Genomic DNA, 986 nt, shown 5'->3' with positions numbered 1-986 from the left:
GGACGATCTGTTGCATTGTTATCGTTCCATGTTTTCGTTCCTTCTACTTTTGTTTCGCCTACTTTTGTATTTGTGATGTCATAACCGTTTACTTTGGATTCATATCCTGGGACTACTTGTTCTTTCACTTCATACTTGTACGCTACTCCATTTTCATCATACGCTACTAAATCTTTGAATTCATATTTCCAACCTGTTGCTTTGCTTACTTCTTGCGTCGCAATTACTGTACCATTTTGTAAAAGGTCTACTTTAATCATTTCCGGACGATCTTTCGCGTTATCGTCTTTCCATGTTTTCGTTCCTTCTACTTTTGTTTGACCTACTTTTGTATTTGTGATGTCAGTACCACTTACTTTTGATTCATATCCTGGTACTGGCTGTTCTTTCACTTCATACTCGTAAGCCTTTCCTTCCGCATCATATGCTTCTAGATCTGCGAATATATATTTCCAACCCATTACTGCGAGTACGTCGTGTGTTTGAATCACGTTCCCGTTTTGTAGTAAGTCTACTTTGATCATTGTTGGACGGTCTTTTGCATTTCCGTCTTTCCATGTCTTCGTTCCTTCTACTTTTGTTTTGCCTACTTTTGTATTTGTGATGTCAGTACCATTTACTTTGGATTCATATCCTGGTATTGCTTGTTCTTTCACTTCATACTTGTATGCTACTCCGTTTGCATCGTATGCTTGGAGTTTTTCAAACGTATACTTCCAGTTTGTTTCTGCTGTTACTTCTTTTGTATCTACTACTTTACCGTTTTGTAAAAGGTCTACTTTGATCATTTCCGGACGATCTTTCGCGTTATCGTCTTTCCATGTTTTCGTTCCTTCTACTTTTGTTTCACCTACTTTTGTATTTGTGATGTCATAACCATTTACTTTGGATTCATATCCTGGTACTGCTTGTTCTTTCACTTCATACTTGTATGCTACTCCATTTGCATCATACGCTGCTAAATCTTTAAACTCATACTTCCAGCC

General features: G+C 37.5%; 1 protein-coding gene. It reads right to left on the bottom strand.

Annotated features, from left to right (window positions below):
• Positions 1–986, bottom strand: a 986-nt coding sequence (locus MR083_RS26645) for a Cna B-type domain-containing protein (RefSeq protein WP_242270091.1), incomplete at both ends; no start/stop codon positions are given.

The sequence above is a fragment of the Bacillus cereus group sp. BfR-BA-01408 genome, assembly GCF_022663305.1.
GTDB classification, from domain to species: Bacteria; Bacillota; Bacilli; order Bacillales; family Bacillaceae_G; genus Bacillus_A; species Bacillus_A pacificus.
The sequence above is the reverse complement of the archived record's forward strand: the minus strand, read 5'-3'. Positions and strand labels throughout refer to the sequence as shown.